We start from the raw sequence: 17,424 nt of genomic DNA, 5'->3' as shown, positions 1-17,424 counted from the left end.
CCGTCTTGCCGATCATGGAGTTGTGGTGCCGGAAATACGGCGACTGCCCTGTTCTGTCGGGCACCACAACTGCATGATCGACGCGCGAGGGGTGGCGGGCGGGGCGGGCGGGGGCGGGGGGCGGGGGAGGGGGTGGGTTAGGGGCAATGCCGCGTAGTTAAGGCGGTGGGTCGGTTGTCAACTCTGTGGTGTCGAGGATGTTGACGGTGATGGTGTGGTGGTAGTTGGTGCGGTCGATGGTGCCTTTGGCGCGGTGTTTGGAGATGGCGCGTTTGACCACTCGTGGGCTTGTTCGGGCACGTCGTTCGGGGAGTAGGTGGGTCAGGACCGCGTGGCCGATTGCGCCGACGAGGTCGATGTCGGTGTCGGCGATGATCCCGGCGGCCAGGACGATCTGGTCCCGGGCGGCGTGGACCGCGACGGTGAAGCTGGCCCGGTCCGGGCTGGTGGTGGGCTGGCTGGCGGTGGCGTCGGTCATCGCCAGCCGCACCGCCTGGTAGACGGTCAGCAGGGCGTGGACCTCCTGGCTCACCCCGGTCGGAGTCCGAGCCCGTAGGACCCGTCCCCCCAGCAGGGTCGATTTCAGTTCCAGGTATGCCGTCTCGATTTCCCAGCGTTGGTGGTAGAGCGTGACCAGGTCCAGGGCGGGGAACCGGTGGTGATCGGTGAGGGTGGTGATCAGCCGGTACCGGCCGACGTGGCGTTTCCCGTCCAGGCTCACGACGATCTCGGCATCGACGACCCGGACCGTGACTGCGCCGATGACCGACATCCATGACCCGTCCCGGTGACGGCGGATCACCGGTAGTCTCCGGTCGTTCTTGTCACGGATGAGCAGTTCAGCTCCGGTGCCGGCAAACTGTTCGATCATTGTGCGGGCGGCGAAGCCGCGGTCGGCCAGCAGGAGCATGCCGGGTTGCAGACAGCCCAGCAGACGACCAGCGCAGGCGAGTTCCCCGCTGGTGAGCGGTGTGAACACCGCGTCGATGAGGGCGCGGGTGCCACATGCCACGACGGTGACCAGCCGCAACATCGGATATCCCGACCCGCCGTGAGTGCCGGCCTGGCGGGGATAGACCGCCAGGTTCGCCGCACTGTCAGGCACGAACATGCTGGTGCCGTCGATCGCGCATACCAGCAGACCTCGCCACCGCTGGGCCCCGGCCGGCGGACCGGCGAGTAGCCGGAACAACGCCACGAACGGCTTGTCCCCGACCCGACGACGAGCCTGAGCCAAAGCCGACGACGTTGGTACGGGCACCACCAACCCGTCCAGACCAGCAATCAGCCGAGCCCATATCTGCCGATAGCCAATCTCGGCGAACAACCCCGCCGCGAGCAGCAGATACACCACCACCCGTGACGGTAGATCCCGCACCCGGGACTGCACCGCCCCGGTCTCAGCCAGAACCGCATCGACCATCTCGAACGGCACCTGCTGCGTCAACTCACCCAGATGACCCGCCGCGAACCGGCCCGAAGCCACCCTCATCGTGCGGGTGATGGCACACTGTTCCAACGGCGGGGCTCCCGGTCCAGAGGCTGTCTTGGAGTGACAAACCTCTATACCGAGACCCCGCCGTCCTCGTCCACCGACACGCCCCCTTGACAGACACCCTGTCCCCTTAACTGAGCGGCATTGGGGTTAGGGGAGGTGGTGGGTTGTGGTTAGGTGGCGGTACCAGTGGGCGCTGTCTTTCCAGGTGCGGGTCTGGGTGTCGTAGTCGACGTGGATGATGCCGAAGCGGCGGTCGTAGCCGTACGCCCACTCGAAGTTGTCCAGCAGGGACCAGACGAAGTAGCCCCGGACGTCGGCGCCGGCCGCCATCGCGTCGGCCGTGGCGGTGATGTGCCGGCGTAGGTAGTCGATCCGGCGGTCGTCGTGGATCGCGCCGTCGGGGGTGACCACGTCGTCGAAGGCGGCGCCGTTCTCGGTGATCATCAGCGGCAGGTCGGGATATTCGCGGTGCAGCCGTAGCAGCAGCTCGGTCAGGCCGGCCGGTTCGATGTTCCAGCCCATCGCGGTGTACGGGCCGGGCTGGGGCAGGAACTCGACCCGCTCCGAGCCGACCCAGGCCGAGTGCGCCGAGCGGCCGTGACCGTCCGCGTCCGATTTGGGCGACACGCCGTCCCAGGCGCGGACCAGGGTGGTCGAGTAGTAGTTGACGCCGAGCAGGTCCAGCGGCACGGCCGCGGTCCGCTCGTCGCCGTCCCGGACGAACGACCAGTCGGTGACGGCGGCGGTGTCGGCGAGCAGGTCGGCCGGGTACGCGCCGTCCAGCATCGGGCCGAGGAAGGCCCGGTTGGCCAGGCCGTCGATCCGGCGTACCGCGTCGGCGTCCGCCGCCGAGTCGGAGGCCGGCCGGATCACGTGCAGGTTCAGGGTGACCGAGAGCTGCGCCGCCGGGGCCAGGTCGCGGATCACCCGGCCGGCCAGGCCGTGCGCCAGGTTCAGATGGTGTACGGCGTGCAGCGCCGCGGCCGGTTCGGTGCGACCGGGCGCGTGCACCCCGGAGGCGTACCCGAGGTATGCCGAGCACCACGGTTCGTTGAGGGTGGTCCAGGTGTGCACCCGGTCGCCGAGCGCCCCGACGATCTTGGTGGCGTAGTCGGCGAAGCGCAGCGCGGTGTCCCGCGCCGGCCAGCCGCCGGCCTCCTCCAACTCCTGCGGCAGGTCCCAGTGGTAGAGCGTGGCGACCGGCCGGACGCCGAGTTCGAGCAGCCGGTCCACCAGCCGGGAGTAGAAGTCCACCCCGGCCTGGTTGACCGGGCCCGAGCCGCCGGGCTGCACCCGGGGCCAGGCGATGGAGAACCGGTACGCCCGGAGCCCGAGCGCGGCCACCTGGTCGAGGTCGCCGGCCCAGCGGTGGTAGTGGTCGGCCGCCACGTCGCCGGTGTCCCCGTTGCGGGTGCGTCCCGGGGTGTGGCTGTAGGTGTCCCAGATCGACGGCCCCCGGCCGTCCTCCTTGGTCGCGCCCTCGATCTGGTACGCGGCCGTGGCCGAGCCCCAGACGAAGCCCTCGGGAAACACGATCTCACTCACTTCGCCACCTCCGTGACCTCGCAGCGATACCCCGACGAGCTGCCCGCCACCAGTTCGGCGGTGGCCGTCCCGTCCTGGTAGTTCACCTCGAACTCGGTGCCGGCGCCACCATCGGGTGCCGGCACCCGGACCCGGCTGCGCTGCCCGGGAACCGGGGCGAACAGCCGCAGCCGGACCCCGTCGGCCCAGGGGTAGTCGGGCCGGTCGGTGACCGAACCGAGCGAAATGACCGAGCCGGGTCGGGCCAGCACCGGCACGCTGTCGAAGCCGTGCTTCTCGGTGACCCAGCCCGGGCCGGTGACCTGCGCGCCGCTGGTCAGGTGGGTCCAGGTGCCGGCCGGCAGGTAGTAGGTGACCTGCCCGTCGGCGCTCATCACCGGCGCGACGAGCAAATCCGGGCCGAGCATGTACTGCCGGTCGAGGTAGACGGCGGTCGGGTCGTCCGGGAACTCCAGCACCATCGGCCGCATCACCGGCACGCCCTCGCGGTGGGCCTCCTCGGCCGCCGCCGCCAGGTACGGCATCAGGCTCATCTTGAGCCGGGTGAACCGGCGCAGCACCTCGACCGCCTCCTCGTCGTACGCCCACGGCACCCGGTACGAGCCGGAGCCGTGCAGCCGCGAGTGCGAGGAGAGCAGCCCGAAGGCGATCCAGCGTTTGAACACCGCCGGATCCGGCGTGCCCTCGAAGCCGCCGATGTCGTGGCTCCAGTAACCGAACCCCGACGCGGCCAGCGACAACCCGCCGCGCAGCGACTCGGCCATCGCCACGAAGGTGGACTCGCAGTCCCCGCCCCAGTGCACCGGGAACTGCTGCCCACCGGCGGTCGCCGAGCGGGCGAAGACCACCGCCTCACCCTCGCCGCGCTCCGCCTCCAGCAACTCGAAGACGGCCTTGTTGTAAAGGTACGAGTAGTAGTTGTGCATGCGCTGTGGATCCGAGCCGTCGTGCCAGACCACGTCGGTCGGGATGCGCTCGCCGAAGTCGGTCTTGAAGCAGTCGACGCCCATGTCGAGCAGCGCCTTGAGCTTGCCGGCGAACCAGCGGGTCGCCTCCGGGTTGGTGAAGTCGACCAGCGCCATCCCGGCCTGCCACTTGTCCCACTGCCAGATCGACCCGTCCGGGTTGCGCACCAGGTAGCCGGCCTGCCGCCCCTCCTCGAACAGGTACGACCGTTGGGCGATGTACGGGTTGATCCAGACGCACACCTTGAGGCCACGCTCGTGCAGCCGGCGCAGCATGCCCTCCGGGTCGGGGAAGGTCGCCGGGTCCCAGATGAAGTCGACCCAGTGGAACTGCCGCATCCAGAAGCAGTCGAAGTGGAACACCGACAGCGGCAGGTCCCGTTCGGCCATCCCGTCGATGAACTCGGTGACCGTCTTCTCGTCGTACGAGGTGGTGAAGGAGGTGGACAGCCAGAGCCCGTAGGACCAGGCCGGCACCCGGGTCGGCCGCCCGGTCAGCGCGGTGTACCGGCGCAGCACGTCCTTGGGGGTGGGGCCGTCGATCACGTGGTAGGTGAGCGACTGCCCCGGCACGCTGAACTGGGTCTGCGACACCACCTCCGAGCCCACCTCGAACGACACGTGTTCGGGGTGGTCCACGAAGACGCCGTATCCGGCGCTGCTGAGATAGAACGGCACGTTCTTGTACGCCTGTTCGCTGGCCGTGCCGCCGTCGGCGTTCCAGATGTCGACGGTCTGCCCGTTCTTGACGTACGCCCCGAAGCGCTCGCCCAGCCCGTAGATGGTCTCGCCGACGCCGAGCGCCAGCCGGTCGTGCACGTACTTGCGGCCCTCGGCGTCGGTGACCACGCCGATGCTGCGTTCGGTGGAGGAGGTGACCAGCCGGTCGCCGCGCAGGAAGTCCACCCGCCACGGGCCGGTCAGCGCGACCCGGACGGTCAACTCGCCGGTGGTCAACCGGGCGCTGAGCCCGGTGACCTCGACCTGCACCGGATGGTCGCCGCCCTCGGCGAGGGCGAACCGGGGCTGCTTGGGCAGCCCGCCGGAGTGGTGGCCGACCGTCACCCCGACCACGCCGGGGGCGGGGGAGAAGAACCGTACGGTGATCACCGGGCGGTTCAGGGTGTCCCCGCGTCCGGTGATCTTCCCGATCGGGGCGAAGACGGTGAAGGCACGCTCGCCCGGCTCCACCGACTCCACCGTGCCGGGGCGCAGCACGCTGACCCCGGGACGCAGTTGCCAGTACCCGTCGGTGAACTTCACTTGTCGGCTCCTGCCGTGATGCCGCGCGCCAGGGTGCGCTGGAAGATGAGGAAGAACAGGATCGCCGGGAGGAGGCTGAGCAGCGCCCCGGCGTTGGTGGTGGGGGCGTCCATCAGCCGGTCGCCCTGCAACGAGGCGAGCGCCACCGGGACGGTCTGGGTCTGGTTGTCGATCAGCATGACCAGCGGGATGAGGAACTCGTTCCAGGTCCAGATGAAGAAGAAGACCAGCAACACCGAGATGGTGGGTCGCACGTTGGGCAGCACCACCCGCCACAGGATCCGCCACCGGCCGGCCCCGTCCAGCGCCGCGGCCTCCAGCAGTGGGCGGGGGAAGGTGCTGAGCACCGAGGCGAGCAGGTAGGTGCCGAAGGCGGCCTGGACGACGGTGAAGATGATGATCACCGACAGCCGGGTGTTGTAGAGGCCGGCCTCCTTGGCGAAGTGGTAGAGCGGGTAGACCAGGGCCTCCTGCGGCAGCATGTTGGCCAGCAGGAAGAGACCGATGATCCAGAGCCGGCCGCGGACCCGGCCGATGCCGAGCGCGTACGCGCTGAGCAGCGAGACGACCACGGCGAGCACCGCCACCGAGCCGGAGATGAGGATCGAGTTCCACAGCTTGACCGGGAAGTCGACCTGTTCCCAGTAGGTCCGCAGCCCGGTGGTGTAGAACTCGCTCGGCCAGCTCAGCGGGCCGTTGGTCGAGTAATCACCGGGCGACTTGAAGGCGTTGAGCAGCATGAACGCGAACGGCACCAGCATGGCCAGCGCGGCGGCGGTGACCAGCGCCAGCACGATCCACCGGCCGATGCCCCGGTGATGCCGGTCCGGCGCACGCCGGGTGCCGCCGGGGGCGCGGGATGGGGTGAGCGTGACGGCCATCAGAGCCCTCCGTCCCGGCGTTCGGCCCGGTTCTGGGCCCGGATGAAGAGCACCGCCACCACGACGATGATCAGCGTCAGCACCATCGAGATCGCCGAGCCGTAGCCGACGTTCAGCCGCTTGAAGAAGGTGAAGTAGGCGAAGTACGACGGCACGTTGGTGGCGTTCTCCGGCCCGCCCCGGGTCAGCGCGTAGATCGGGCCGAAGACCTTCATCGCGGCGATGGTGCAGGTCAGGCCGACCACGAAGGTCTCCGGCCGGATCTGCGGCAGGGTGATCGCCCGGAGCCGGTGCCACCAGCCGGCACCGTCGATCTCGGCCGCCTCGTAGAGCTCCGGGTTGACCCGTTCCAGCGCCGCCATGAAGACCACCACCGGGTAGCCGAGCTGCACCCAGATCATCACCGCCATCACCACGGGCAGCGCGCTGTCCGGGTCGCCGAGCCAGTCGTGGCTCAACGCGCCGAGCCCGACCGCGTCGAGCAGCCCGTTGAGCGCGCCGTCGGGCCGCAGGATCCAGCCCCAGACGATGCCGGCCACCACCACCGGGAGCACCTGCGGCAGGTAGAAGGCGGCCCGCAGCGCGGCGGCGGTGCGGGGCCGGAACCTACGCCCGATGGTGTCGAAGAGCACCGCGGCGAGCACCAGCCCGATCAGGGTGGGCAGCACCACCATCGCGATGATCATCGCCACGGTGTTCTGGAACGACATCCAGAAGACGTCGTCGGTGAGCAGGTTGCGGTAGTTGTCCAGCCCGATGAAGCGGGGATCGCCGACGCCGGACCACTTGGTGAGCGACAGGTAGCCGGTGTAGACCAGCGGGCCGCCGATGACGAGCAGGAAGAGCAGCGCGCCGGGGAGCAGGTAGAGCCAGTACCCGGCGTCGGAGCGGGACGGCCGGCGCGGCCTGCCGGCCGTCGGCTTCGGCGGTGACGTGGTCGCCGGTTGGCGGGCGGCGACGGTGTCGGGGAGAGCCATGGGAGGTCCTTCCACGGCGGGGCAGGCGCACCGGTGACCCGGTCACGCCGGACGGGACGCCTGCCCGGCCGCCGCTCAGTCGCGCGTGATCTCCGCGACGCCGTCCTGGTAGGGCTTGGCGATCGCGTCGAGCACCTGCTCGGGCGACCTGGACTGGTTGATCAGGCCCTGGAAGCCGGAGACCAGCACGTCGTAGTAGCCGGGCACCGGCCAGTCCGGGTAGAAGGCCAGGCCGTCCTGGGCGCTGATGGTGTTGAAGTTCTCGATCAGCTTGCGGTCCTTCTCGTCGCTGATCGTCGCCGGGTCACCGGCCACCGGCACGCCGCCGTTGTTGCCGATCAGCGCCTGGATCTCCGGCCGCAGGGTGATGTCGATGAAGTCGTACGCCAGGCTCTTGGCCTTGCTGCTCTCCGGGACCACCCAGATGTTGCCCGACGAGCCGGCGTTCAGGGTGTTGCCCGGGAAGAGGAAGGTGTCCCAGTCGTAGGAGATCTCGCTCTTGAACCGGCCGAACCACCAGCTACCCGAGACGATCATGGGGACCTTGCCGGAGATGAAGGCGACCCCCATGTCCTCCGCCTTCAGGCTGGCGGAGTCCTTGCCCAGGTAGCCCTTGCGTACCCACTCGGCGAAGGTCTCGGCGCCGTAGCGTAGCGGGTCCGCGTGGAAGTCGACCGGGTTCTTGTAGAGCTGGTAGTTGTCGACGAAGGCCCGGTCCGCGCGGGAGAGGGCGAGCTGGTAGAAGAGCTGGCCGGCGGGGTACTCGGCGCCGGACATGCCGAGCGGCGTGACGCCCTTGGCGACGAAGGTGTCCATCGCGGAGGTCATCTCGGCCAGCGTGGTCGGCACCGTGACGCCGTGCTTCGCGAAGAGCTCCTTGTTGTAGTAGACCATCACGTACTCGCCGTAGTTCGGCACGCCGTACCAGTTGCCCGAGCCCATCACGCCGTCGTCGTACCGGGCGGTGGTCTGGAGGCTGGGGCTGAGCGCGGTGTCCCAGCCGCGCTTGGTGGCCTCCCCGGTGAGGTCGGTGAGCAGCCCCTGCGAGGAGAGCAGGCCGGCGGTGGCGTTGCCCTTGTTGTACTCCATGATGTCCGGGCCCTCGGACGAATTGATGATCATGCCGGCGTTCTGTTGGATCTGCTCGAACGCCTTGCGCTCGAAGCGCACCTCGACCCCGGGGTGCTCGTCCTTGAAGATCTCGATCGCCCGGTCCCAGGCGACCCCCATCGCGCTGTTCGCGCTCTCGTAGTGCCAGAGCTTGAGGACGTTGGCCCCGCTGTCGTCGCCGTCGCCGCCGCAGGCGGCCAGGCTGGTCGCCGTGATCGCGGCCACCGTGGCCGCCACGGCTACTCTGCGGAATCGGTGCATTGCTAGTCTCCCTGGTGAGTATCGAGCCGGTACTCCTCAAGCCCGTCGTCGCGTGGCAGCGCGGCGGCGGGCTGCTTCGGTGCTGGCGGCCAAGTCGTGGCCGCCCCTGCTCGCCGTGCCCGGCGGGCCGCTGGATCCGCGGACCTCCAGCGCGCACGGCAACAGTTGCTGGTGGATCTCGCCGCTGCCGCCATCGAGGTGCCGCAGCAGCGTCTCGACCGCGATCCGGCCCAGCGCCGAGCCGGGTGACGTCATCGCGGTCAGGGCCGGCGTCGCCAACTCGGCGACCTGGGGTGAGGTGACCATCGAGACGACCGAGACGTCGTCGGGCACGGTCAGCCCGTGGGTGCTCAGCTCGCCGAACAGGCCGAAGACGGCGTTCTCGTTCATCGCCAGGACCGCGGTCAGGTCGGGCGCCTGCCGCAGGGCGGTGGCCAGCGCCGCCCGGCCACCGGCCGCGCTGTCCCCGGCGGCGATCATCAGCGGCGTCAGGCCGTGCCCGGTCATCGCGGCGGCGAACGCGTCCCGGGTGCGCAACGCGGGGCCGTAACCGGCCGCGATGGCGTCGGCGGAGTGGTTGACGTAGACGATCCGGCGGTGGCCGAGGCCGACCAGGTGGTCGACGGCGTCGCGGACGGTCCGGTCGAAGTCGATGTCCACGTACGACAGGCCGGTGGTGTCCGAGGTGCGACCGATCAGCACCAGCGGGACGCCGGTCTCGCGCAGCACGTCCACCCGGGGATCGTCCAGCTGGACCTCCATCAGCAGCGCGCCGTCGAGCATCCGCTGGCTGGCCAGCCGGCGCAGCTCGTCGAGGTCACCCACGCCGATGGGGGAGAGCACCAGGTGGTAGCCGGCGGCGCCGGCGGCAGCCGCCGCGCCGGTGACGAAGGCGGTCTCGGTGGCGCCGATGCCCCGCTCGTCCATCGGCAGCAGCAGCCCGACGATCCGGCTGCGCCGGCTGGCCAGCCCGCGCGCCATGGCGTTCGGCTGGTAGTCGAGCTGGGTCATGGCGGCGAGGACCTTGTCCCGGGTGGCCTGGGAGATCGGCCGGGCGCCGGTGAGCACGTACGACACCGTGCTGACCGACACCTGGGCGAGGCGCGCGACGTCCTGCATGGTGGCCATCGGACACCTCCCTCGCGGTGCGCCTGTGGCGGGGCCACAGGACAGTGTCGAAACGCTTCGACTAAGCGGTTCGACAGGAAGGTAGGTCACGTGTTACGGGCACGTCAATAGGCGATGACGAATCGACCTCGGATCCGTGGTCGTCCGGCGGTGCTCAGATGTCCAGGTCGAACTTCTGTAGCACCGAGGGGGCGACCAGCCCGATCGTGGCCAGCACCGAGACGATGGTCAGCGCGGTGCGGACGAAGACGACCTCGGTCCGGCCCCCGGCCCGCATCGCGATCCGGTCCGGCAGGCTGATCGGGGTCCACATCCGGCGTTTGATCGGGATCGGCCAGAGGATCGGCACGCCGGCCCGCGTGATCATGTCGCCGATGATGTGCACGAAGGAGCCGACCCCGACCGCCAGGCCGATCATCGGATAACCGCGGTCGCCGGGCAGGTTGGCGGCGGTGAAGACGGCCGCGCCGGCCGAGACCAGGGTGACGATGAGCCAGCCGGCGCGCTCGGCCCACTTGTCGAACAGGCCGCGCAGCGCCAGCCCGATCATGAAGAACAGGATGCCGATGACCGCCCACTTGCCGTACGCGGCACAGAGGCTCGTGGTGCCCCAGCCCACCAGCACGGTGAACGGGATGGTGTGGGTCAGCGTACGGTGGCCGTTGTTGCGTTTCGGGTCGCGGCTCAGCTTGGTGGCGTAGTAGACCCCCAGCGATATCTTCTCCACCACCTCGGCGACGAAGAGCGAGAAGACGCCGAAGGTGCGCGCCACGGTCGCGCCGCCCTTGTTCCGGGTCACCTTGCCGGAGAGGTCGATGTCGGGCAGCAGCGCCGCACCGGAACAGACCGCTGTGCCCACGGCCAACGCCAACGGCGACTGCTCGTAGTCGTAGAACTGCTGGAGCGCCCAGGATCCGCTCAGCCATACCGCCGCGCCGGACAGCGCGTGCGACGGTCCCATCATCTCGGCTCGCCCTCCCCAGGGATCTTGAGCGCCAAAACTACGCCACTGTAGTTCGTGGCGGCGCCGCAGGGGATCACCCGGACAGTCCACAGCAGACGGTGCCGGAGCGCGGCCGGCGGGCCCGGCCGATCACCAGGGATTATGGCTGGGCGGACGGCTTCGCCGGGTCGCTGTGTCGGCCATGGGACGCCGTGCGCGTCCGGCCGGCGACCGCGATCTGCTCGCGCGCGTCGTTCCGCAGCGGGGCGGCGCGGACCAACCAGGGCCGGTCCGCGCCGCGGGTCGGGTCAGGGCGTGGCGCGCCGGATGACCAGGTAGCTGACGGCGGCGAGGGGCAGCGTGAGCAGCGCCGGCCAGCCCACCAGCAGGGCCGCGCCGGACTGGTCGGCGAACCAGCCGCCGATCGCCGGCCACCAGCCCCGCCAGGTGGCGAGCACCGCGGACCCGCCGATCACGACCAGCGCGGCGGTGCTCAGGGTGAGCATGCCGTTGACCCCCCAGCGCTTGAACACCAGGGCGATCGCGATGCCGATGAAGCCGAGCAGCAGGAACGGCAGCGCGAAGCCGAGGAACCGCAGCACCGGGTTCTCCACCCAGAGGAAGGGCAGGCCGAAGAAGCGCAGGTTGATGCCCCAGCCGCCGGTGGCCTCTTCGACCACGGCCAGCAGATAGAGCACCGCCGCGTAGGCGATCGCCTGGACGCCGAACTGGAGCACGTTGCCGAGGTAGAAGCTGCGCCGTGAGATGCCCAGCCCGATCGCGAACGGGAAGTCCTGCGTGATGGTGTTGATGCAGGCGATGAACATCACCACGTAGATGCTGGCCAGGGCGCCGGTGGTCGGTTCGACGTCGGTGTCGCCGATGGCGGTGAAGAGCGCCAGGTTGATGAGGAAGCTGAGGGTGAGGATCCCCCAGGGCCAGCCGATCACACTCGGCCAGGCGACGAACTGTAGCCGGGCGACCGTCAGAGCGCGGTTCATCGGACACCTTCCTTGCCGGTCGCAGCGGCGCTGCCGGCTGCGTGGCCGTTGGCCGAGGTGGTCAGGCGGACCACGATGTCCTGGAGCGAGGAGGCTTCCAGGCCGAGGCCCAGGGACCGGGCACGGTCGTGCTCGGCCGGGCCGAAATCGCCGCGTACGGTGACCCGGGCCGTCCCGCCGAGGAGCACCCGGTGCAGTTCGGCGCCGGTACGCGCGAACTCGTCCACCGCCGTGACCGGGCCGGAGACCGTGATCACCTGACCGCGCAGGGCCTCCGCCTCGACGTCGAGCAGGAGCCGGCCCGCGTCGATCAGCAGGACGTGCTCGATCAGGTCGCTGACCTCGTCGATGAGGTGGGTCGACAGCACGACGGTGCGCGGGTGTTCGGTGTAGTCGGCCAGCAGTCGGTCGTAGAAGACCTGCCGGGCGACGGCGTCCAGGCCGAGGTACGGCTCGTCGAAGAAGGTCAGCGGGGCACGCGAGGCGAGCCCGACGATGATGCCGAGCGAGGAGAGCATCCCTCGGGAGAGCTTGCGGACGTTGCGCTGCGGCGGCAGCCGGAAGTCGTCGACCAGCCGCTGGGCGAACTCCTCGTCCCAGCCCGGATGGACCAGGCTCGCTGCCCGCAGGACATGCCGCACCCGCAGGTTCGACGGGTAGGTCTGGCTCTCCTTGATGAAGCAGGTCCGGGAGAGCACCTGCTCGTTCTCGTACGGCTGCTGCCCGAAGACCGTCACCTCGCCCGAGGTGGCGAAGTTCTGGGCGGTGAGGATCTGCATCAGGGTGGTCTTGCCGGCGCCGTTGCGCCCCAGCAGGCCGTAGATCCGGTCCTCGGTGAGCGAGAGGTTGATCCCGTCCAGCGCGGTGACGCCTCGGTACCGTTTCGTCAGTTCGGTGACGGTGACCACCGGGCTCATCGGGCCTCCTCCGAGGTGTCGATCATGTGCTTGAGTTCCGCCGGGTCGATGCCGAGCTTGCGCGCCTCGGCCAGCAGCGGTTGCACGTACTGCCGGGCGAACTCGTCGCGGCGTCGGCCGCGCAGCTTGGCGCGGGCGCCGGGGGAGACGAACATCCCGATTCCTCTTCTCTTGTAAAGGGTTCCGTCATCGACCAGTTGGTTGACGCCCTTGGCGGCGGTCGCCGGGTTGATCCGGTGGAAGGCGGCCAACTCGTTGGTCGAGGGCACCTGGCTCTCCTCGGCCAGGGTGCCGTCGAGGATCGAGTTCTCCAGCAGCTCCGCGATCTGGAGGAAGATCGGCCGACCTTCCTCCATCACGTCCGCCATCCCGGGTTGCCGCCTTGGTTGGGCGGTTCACTACTCATGTAACTAACCATGGAGGCAAGGTGGCCTCGCCGTCAAGGGGGGCCGGGATGTGGTGTCGATCGCAGCGATGCGGTGCTTGCCCTCAAGTGAGCTTGAAGTTAGGTTTGCCTAACCAAACTTGACGGAGGGGTCGATGGTATCGGCACTCATGACTGCCGAGGCAGTCGGCGGGCGCAACGACACAGTGATGGTCACCGACCAGGTGGACGTCGAGGCACTCGCCGCGGTCTACCGCCAGGCGCACGCGGCAGATCTTCATCTGGTCGACCACCGCGTGCCGACGGTCGAGGAGCGTCTCCGGTGGACCGTCGAGGCTCCCGGTTTCGAGGCGGCCCTCGGATATGTCGACGGTCAGCTGGCGGGCGCGATGATGGGCTGCCCGCTGCCCCCGGAGACACTCTGGTGGCGTGACCTGACCGCGTCCGACGACCCGCACCTCGCCACCGAGTGGGACGGGCGTACCTTCGCCGTCTGCGAGGCGTTCGTGCTGCCCGAGATGCGTCGGCACCGTCTCGGCGTCAGGATGACGATCGAACTCCTCGGCCGGCGGGCCGAGGAGCGGGTGGTGCTCGCGGTCGCGGAAACCAACACCCGGGTCTGGCACGCCCTGCAACGCATCGGCTTCGACCACGTCGGTGACGTCGTTCCGTTTCCGCAGTGGCGTCCGCACCGGATGCTGGTCCGCGCGTTGCCGCTGGCCTCGGCCGGCGAGCGCGCGGGCAGCCGGCGGCCGGCGACGCACGGGTAGCCGCCGGCCGGTGCCGGGTTGCGCCCGCCGGCCGGCGCCGCGTCCGGCCCGGTCACCGTTCGGGCCGGAAACCGTCGCGGATCGTGGCCAGTTGGGCCGACGCGGACCGCCAGTCGTGCTCGTGGGTGAACCAGCCGAGCGTCCAGGCCCGGCCGCGCGCGGCTCCGTCCAGCACGATCTGCAGGGCGCGTAGCCGGTCGCCGTGCGGGGTCAGCCAGCCGAACTCCCATTCGGTGGCGTCGCCGACCCGGCCGAGGCGGAACTCCTGGTAGCCGGGGAGGGTGCCGGCGGCGATCTCGCGGTCCCGTACCGCCCGCAGCCGGGCGACCGGTGCGGTGCTCGGCTCGGTGTCTCGGGCAACGGTGAGTGCCCGGCCGGTGGCCGGATCCTGGAAGCAGGCCACGTCGTTGTCGCGGGAGTACCGCCACTCGGCCGGCACCGCCACCCGGAAGCCGCCACTGTCGGCGTGCCAGGCCCAGCCCGTGGGCGGCCGGAAGCTCTCGTCGTCGGCGGGGGTCGCCGACGCCACCGGAGCGCCGCTTACCCACGGGCGTACACAGGGCAGCGGCGGTGGTACGAAGCCCCCCGGCGGCGGTGGTGGTGGGCGTCTCCCGTCGGGTGGAGGAGGCCCGCCGGGCCCTGGACCGCCCACCTCGAACGGCGGCGCGCCGAAAGCAGGCTCCCCCGCCTCGTGGCGCGGGCCGCCACGGTCCGCGCCGGTGCCCACCACGGTCAGCGCGGTGCCGATCCCCGCCGCCGTCGCCACCAGGACGGCCACCGCGGCCAGCGCCCAGGGGCGGGCCACGGCGACCCGGTCGCGTTCCGGGCCCGCCGCCCGACCTTCCGCGCCGACAGCCGTCGTGGCCCCGACGTGCCGGCCGGTCGGCTGCGGCTCGTGGCCCGAATTCGGCTCGTCGCCGGGCTGTGGCTCGTGGCCGGGCTGGCCGGTCGGCTCGCCCGGTCCCGAATCGTCGGCGGCGAGCAGCCGCCGGCGGGTCTCGGAGTGGTCGGCGCGGTGTGCGGGGTCGCGGTGCAGCAGCCCGGCCAGCACCGCCGAGAGCGGCCCGGCGTGCGGTGCCGGGTCGGGCGGGGCGGAGGCCAGCGCGCTGAGCGTGGCCATGGCGGTGCTGCGCGCGTACGGCGAGCGGCCCTCCACGGCGGCGTGCAGGGTCGCGCCGAGCGACCACAGGTCGGCGGGCACGCTGGAGACGCCCTCGGCGGCGCGCTCCGGGGCGACGTACTGCGGCGAGCCCAGGATCGTGCCCGAGCCGGTCATCGCCCCGTCGCCGCCGTCGAAGACGGCCAGCCCGAAGTCGGTCAGCAGCACCCGGCCGTCGTGCGCGACGAGCACGTTCGCCGGCTTGACGTCGCGGTGCAGCACCCCGGCATCGTGCGCCGCCCGCAGGGCGTCCAACAGCGCCAGCCCGATGCGGGCGGCCCGCCGCGGCGGCAGCGGACCGTCGCTGTCGAGGAGATCCTGCAGGGTGCGCGAGGGCACGTACTCCATGACGATCCACGGGGTTTCGCCGTCGGAGACCACGTCGTAGACGCGGACCACGTTGGGGTGGCTGAGCCGGGCCGCCGTGCGCGCCTCGCGCAGTGTGCGGGCGCGCAACTCGTCGCGTCGGTCGCCACCCAGCCAGTGCGGCAGCACCACCTGCTTGACCGCCACCTGGCGGTGCAGCATCTCGTCCTCGGCCCGCCAGACCGTACCCATCCCGCCGCGTCCGACCAGGTCGAGCAGCCGGTACCGGCCAGCGATCAGCGCGTGCACGCCTCCCCCATCCGCCGAGAGCGTGTCTTCACCACCAGCGCTTGCGCGGCGGGCGGACGATGACGTCGCCGAAGATGGCGCGGCAGCGCACCTCGATGACCGGGCCGCCGGGGATGACCGGACCGCTCAGCTTGGACTTCTTGCTGCCGAAGATCGCGCTGCCGGTGAGCCGGACGTCCGTGCCCTCCGGCACCACGACCGTGACGTCGCCGAATATCGCCTCCGCGTCGATCGTGATCACCTGTCGGGGCATCCGGGTCTCGTGCAGTTCCATCCGGCAGTCGCCGAAGACGGCGCGGGCCTCGATGTGCTCCGGCACCGCCCAGGCGCCCTTGCGTACCTCGCTACCGAAGACGGCCAGGAGCTTCTCCGACGTCGCAGCGAGCGCACCGGCCGGGCGTGCCGGCGCCCGGCCGGGCGCCTCCGGCAGGTCGGTGGTCAGCCGGGCCAACTCGCCCCGGGTCTGCGCGGCGTGGGCGGCGCCGGCCCGCTCGGTGTACTCGTCGAGGGTGAGCCGGCCCTCGGCGGTGGCCCTGCCGAGCAGCTCCACGATCTCCTCCCGCTCCCGGTCGGAGACGCGCAGCCGGTCCGTGTCGTCGTGCCGTTCCCACTCCACGCTCCGAGCCTAACGGCACCCGCAAACCTCCTGATCGCCGTCGGACCAGGGTCAGCAGGCGGCGCCGCCGAGCGCGAGGAGGTTGCCGTCCGGGATGGAGATCGTCGGCCGCCGCGACGGTACGTCGACAGCGGTGCGTCGGGCCTGCGCCGGCGCGTGCTCGCGGCGGGCGGCGGCGTACGTCTCGGCGGTGCGGGCGGCGATGGTGGCCCAGCCGTACCGCCGGCCGACCATGCTGCGGGCCTGCCGGGCGACCCGGCGGGCGAAGACCTCGTCGCCGAGGAGTTGGCCGACCGCGCCGGCCAGGGCGGGCGGGTCACTGTGCGGGAAGGTGACGCCGGTGACGCCGGGCTCGACGATCTCGGCCAGACCGCCGGTGCGGGCCACCGCCAGCGGCGCACCGGCCGCCGCCGCCTCCAGGGCCACCATGCCGAACGGCTCGTAGAGGCTCGGTACCACGGTGGCGTCGGTGGCGCCGAGCACCGCCGGCAGCTGGGTGTTGTCGAGGAACCCGGCGAAGCGTACGGTGCCGGCGAGCCCGAGCTGGTGACTCCGTTCCTCCAGCTCGCCCCGGTAGGGGCCGTCCCCGGCGATCAGCACCCGCAGCCCGGGGTGCCGTTCACGCAGCTGCGGCACGGCGTCGACCAGGTGCTGTACGCCCTTCTCGTAGACCAGCCGCCCGGCGTAGCCGATCAGCGGGCCGTCCCCGGCGAACCGGGCGCGGGCCGAGGCGACGGCGCGCGGGCGGGCCCGCCAGGCCCGGTCGTCGACCCCGTTGGGCACCACCTCGACCTGGCCGTCGGGCACCTCGAACAGGGTGGTGACCTGCTCGCGCATGTAACCGGAGCAGGCGATGAGCCGGGTGGAGGCGTTGCTGAGCCAGTGTTCGACGCCGTGGATGGTGCGGTTCATCTCCTCCGGCAGCCAGCCCTGGTGCCGGCCGGCCTCGGTGGCGTGCATGGTGGTGACCAGCGGCAGGCGCAGGTGCTCGGCGAGGGTGATGGCGGTGTGCGCGACCAGCCAGTCGTGGGCGTGGATGACGTCGTAGTCGCCGGTGTCGGCGGCGCGCAGGGCGGTGCGGGTCAGGGTGTGGTTGAACGCCATCGTCCAGGCCAGCAGCGAGCTGGTGGCCAGCGGGAAGGCGACCGGATCCGCTGCGGCGCGCAGGATGCGTACCCCGTCGAGGTGTTCCTCCAGCGGCGCGCCGTCGGCGTGCCGGGTGACCACGGTGACCTGGTGGCCGGCGGCGGCCAGGGCGACGGAGAGGGCGTGTACGTGCCGGCCGAGACCGCCGACGAGCACGGGCGGGTACTCCCAGGACAGGATCAGCACCCGCTGCGATCGGGCGGAGTTGATGTCGATCACGTCGGCGTTCGGTGACACACGCGCC

Annotated in this window: 15 protein-coding genes; 1 reads left to right on the top strand and 14 read right to left on the bottom strand. The window is 70.8% G+C overall.

The features are described from left to right. Nucleotides 1–157 precede the first annotated feature (157 nt). The 11 genes from ACQPYA_RS21630 to ACQPYA_RS21580 all read right to left on the bottom strand — a co-directional run bounded on the left by ACQPYA_RS21630 (nt 158) and on the right by ACQPYA_RS21580 (nt 12,857). The gene (locus ACQPYA_RS21630; protein ID WP_433528918.1) at nt 158–1,492 is read right to left on the bottom strand and encodes an IS4 family transposase; all 1,335 of its coding nucleotides are present in this window, start codon (nt 1,490–1,492) and stop codon (nt 158–160) included. 153 nt (nt 1,493–1,645) lie between these two features. Continuing rightward, entirely contained in the window at nt 1,646–3,043 is a 1,398-nt protein-coding gene (locus ACQPYA_RS21625; protein WP_433528917.1) for a GH1 family beta-glucosidase, read from the bottom strand. Further along, the gene (yicI, locus tag ACQPYA_RS21620; protein WP_433528916.1) at nt 3,040–5,271 is read right to left on the bottom strand and encodes an alpha-xylosidase; all 2,232 of its coding nucleotides are present in this window, start codon (nt 5,269–5,271) and stop codon (nt 3,040–3,042) included. The genes ACQPYA_RS21625 and yicI overlap by 4 nt, the downstream gene beginning before the upstream one ends. Continuing rightward, a complete protein-coding gene (locus tag ACQPYA_RS21615) occupies nt 5,268–6,152 on the bottom strand; it encodes a carbohydrate ABC transporter permease (protein WP_433528915.1) in 885 nt (294 codons plus the stop codon). The genes yicI and ACQPYA_RS21615 overlap by 4 nt, the downstream gene beginning before the upstream one ends. After that, nucleotides 6,152–7,129 carry a carbohydrate ABC transporter permease gene (locus tag ACQPYA_RS21610; RefSeq protein ID WP_433528914.1) on the bottom strand — a complete coding sequence of 326 codons (978 nt, stop codon included), beginning with the start codon at nt 7,127–7,129 and terminating at the stop codon, nt 6,152–6,154. The genes ACQPYA_RS21615 and ACQPYA_RS21610 overlap by 1 nt, the downstream gene beginning before the upstream one ends. A gap of 75 nt (nt 7,130–7,204) precedes the next feature. Next, on the bottom strand, nt 7,205–8,500 hold the full coding sequence (locus ACQPYA_RS21605) for an ABC transporter substrate-binding protein (RefSeq protein ID WP_433528913.1): 1,296 nt from the start codon (nt 8,498–8,500) through the stop codon (nt 7,205–7,207). A gap of 36 nt (nt 8,501–8,536) precedes the next feature. Further along, nucleotides 8,537–9,628, bottom strand: coding sequence for a LacI family DNA-binding transcriptional regulator (locus ACQPYA_RS21600; RefSeq protein WP_433528912.1), 1,092 nt, complete (start codon nt 9,626–9,628; stop codon nt 8,537–8,539). A gap of 154 nt (nt 9,629–9,782) precedes the next feature. Then, on the bottom strand, nt 9,783–10,592 hold the full coding sequence (locus ACQPYA_RS21595) for a metal-dependent hydrolase (RefSeq protein ID WP_433528911.1): 810 nt from the start codon (nt 10,590–10,592) through the stop codon (nt 9,783–9,785). Between the two features lie 287 nt (nt 10,593–10,879). Continuing rightward, on the bottom strand, nt 10,880–11,572 hold the full coding sequence (locus ACQPYA_RS21590) for an ABC transporter permease (protein ID WP_433528910.1): 693 nt from the start codon (nt 11,570–11,572) through the stop codon (nt 10,880–10,882). Further along, nucleotides 11,569–12,489 carry an ABC transporter ATP-binding protein gene (locus ACQPYA_RS21585; RefSeq protein WP_433528909.1) on the bottom strand — a complete coding sequence of 307 codons (921 nt, stop codon included), beginning with the start codon at nt 12,487–12,489 and terminating at the stop codon, nt 11,569–11,571. Before ACQPYA_RS21585 ends, ACQPYA_RS21590 begins: the two co-directional genes overlap by 4 nt. Further along, nucleotides 12,486–12,857 (bottom strand): GntR family transcriptional regulator, encoded by a 372-nt coding sequence (locus tag ACQPYA_RS21580; protein WP_433528908.1) that lies wholly within the window; start codon nt 12,855–12,857, stop codon nt 12,486–12,488. The genes ACQPYA_RS21585 and ACQPYA_RS21580 overlap by 4 nt, the downstream gene beginning before the upstream one ends. A gap of 187 nt (nt 12,858–13,044) precedes the next feature. Here ACQPYA_RS21580 and ACQPYA_RS21575 point away from each other — a divergent pair, with 187 nt between their 5' ends. Further along, a complete protein-coding gene (locus ACQPYA_RS21575) occupies nt 13,045–13,644 on the top strand; it encodes an N-acetyltransferase family protein (protein WP_433528907.1) in 600 nt (199 codons plus the stop codon). A gap of 52 nt (nt 13,645–13,696) precedes the next feature. On the opposite strand, the gene ACQPYA_RS21570 is transcribed toward ACQPYA_RS21575, so the two are convergent. From ACQPYA_RS21570 to ACQPYA_RS21560, 3 genes are read right to left on the bottom strand one after another with little or no spacing between them, the layout of a single operon-like run. Next, nucleotides 13,697–15,418, bottom strand: coding sequence for a serine/threonine-protein kinase (locus ACQPYA_RS21570; RefSeq protein ID WP_433528906.1), 1,722 nt, complete (start codon nt 15,416–15,418; stop codon nt 13,697–13,699). 28 nt (nt 15,419–15,446) lie between these two features. Beyond that, nucleotides 15,447–16,034 carry a DUF1707 SHOCT-like domain-containing protein gene (locus ACQPYA_RS21565; protein ID WP_433528905.1) on the bottom strand — a complete coding sequence of 196 codons (588 nt, stop codon included), beginning with the start codon at nt 16,032–16,034 and terminating at the stop codon, nt 15,447–15,449. Between the two features lie 51 nt (nt 16,035–16,085). After that, entirely contained in the window at nt 16,086–17,417 is a 1,332-nt protein-coding gene (locus tag ACQPYA_RS21560) for a glycosyltransferase family 4 protein (RefSeq protein ID WP_433528904.1), read from the bottom strand. Between the last annotated feature and the right edge of the window lie 7 nt (nt 17,418–17,424).

This window comes from Micromonospora sp. CA-263727 (assembly GCF_050942455.1).
In the GTDB taxonomy this organism is placed as follows: domain Bacteria; phylum Actinomycetota; class Actinomycetes; order Mycobacteriales; family Micromonosporaceae; genus Micromonospora.
Note: the sequence above shows the minus strand (reverse complement) of the source record. Positions and strands in the feature narration are given on the sequence as shown.

Excerpts from the sequence above, each read along its gene's own strand:
- ACQPYA_RS21630 (WP_433528918.1), bottom strand. The coding sequence starts at position 1,492 with ATGAGGGTGGCTTCGGGCCGGTTCGCGGCGGGTCATCTGGGTGAGTTG.
- ACQPYA_RS21580 (WP_433528908.1), bottom strand. The coding sequence starts at position 12,857 with ATGGCGGACGTGATGGAGGAAGGTCGGCCGATCTTCCTCCAGATCGCG.
- ACQPYA_RS21610 (WP_433528914.1), bottom strand. The coding sequence starts at position 7,129 with ATGGCTCTCCCCGACACCGTCGCCGCCCGCCAACCGGCGACCACGTCA.
- ACQPYA_RS21585 (WP_433528909.1), bottom strand. The coding sequence starts at position 12,489 with ATGAGCCCGGTGGTCACCGTCACCGAACTGACGAAACGGTACCGAGGC.
- ACQPYA_RS21595 (WP_433528911.1), bottom strand. The coding sequence starts at position 10,592 with ATGATGGGACCGTCGCACGCGCTGTCCGGCGCGGCGGTATGGCTGAGC.
- ACQPYA_RS21605 (WP_433528913.1), bottom strand. The coding sequence starts at position 8,500 with ATGCACCGATTCCGCAGAGTAGCCGTGGCGGCCACGGTGGCCGCGATC.
- ACQPYA_RS21575 (WP_433528907.1), top strand. The coding sequence starts at position 13,045 with ATGACTGCCGAGGCAGTCGGCGGGCGCAACGACACAGTGATGGTCACC.
- ACQPYA_RS21600 (WP_433528912.1), bottom strand. The coding sequence starts at position 9,628 with ATGGCCACCATGCAGGACGTCGCGCGCCTCGCCCAGGTGTCGGTCAGC.
- ACQPYA_RS21615 (WP_433528915.1), bottom strand. The coding sequence starts at position 6,152 with ATGGCCGTCACGCTCACCCCATCCCGCGCCCCCGGCGGCACCCGGCGT.
- ACQPYA_RS21590 (WP_433528910.1), bottom strand. The coding sequence starts at position 11,572 with ATGAACCGCGCTCTGACGGTCGCCCGGCTACAGTTCGTCGCCTGGCCG.